Below are 853 nucleotides of genomic sequence, written 5' to 3' on the forward strand. Positions count from 1 at the left end.
GGGGTTAGGCGTGGGCGGCGAGGATGGTGGAGGCTTCCTGGCGGGTGGTGCCGGAGGACTCGATGTGGGCCAGGGCGGCGGGGATTTCCCAGCCCTTCTTGCGCATTGCGGTGGCCCACAAACGCCCGGCCCGGTAGGAGGAGCGGACCAGCGGACCGGACATGACACCGAGGAASCCGATTTCTTCGGCCTCGTGCTGGAGGTCCACGAATTCCTGGGGCTTGACCCACCGGTCCACSGGCAGGTGCCGTTCGGAGGGGCGCAGGTACTGGGTGATCGTGATCAAATCACACCCGGCCGCGTGAAGATCGCGGAGGGCTTCGGAGATTTCCTCGCGGGTTTCGCCCATGCCCAGGATCAGGTTGGACTTGGTCACCATGCCCAGGTCCCGGCCCTGGGTGATGACATCCAGGGAGCGTTCGTACCGGAACGCCGGGCGGATCCTCTTGAAGATCCTGGGCACGGTCTCGACGTTGTGCGCGAAYACCTCGGGCTTGGAATCGCAGATCGCSGCGATGTGTTCGGGTTTGCCGGAGAAGTCCGGGATCAGCAGTTCCACCCCGGTGCCGGGGTTCAGTTCGTGGATTTTGCGGACGGTTTCGGCGTACAGCCAGACACCTTCATCGGCGAGGTCATCACGGGCCACTCCGGTGACCGTGGCGTAGCGCAGCTGCATGGCCTGCACGGACCGGGCCACCTTGGTGGGTTCGAACATGTCCACCGGGGAGGGTTTGCCGGTATCGATCTGGCAGAAATCACAGCGCCGGGTGCATTCGGACCCGCCGATCAGGAACGTCGCTTCCTTGTCTTCCCAGCACTCGAAAATGTTCGGGCAGCCGGCCTCTTCACAGAC

At 64.3% G+C, this 853-nt stretch carries 1 protein-coding gene; it reads right to left on the minus strand.

All coding sequences use genetic code 11. From position 1 onward, the window contains the following. Positions 1-4: 4 nt before the first annotated feature. The coding region (locus AC1DD5_RS25700) for a lipoyl synthase (protein ID WP_477523133.1) at positions 5-853 on the minus strand (849 nt) is incomplete at its 5' end.

It is taken from the genome of Paenarthrobacter sp. 10L420 (genome assembly GCF_056395385.1).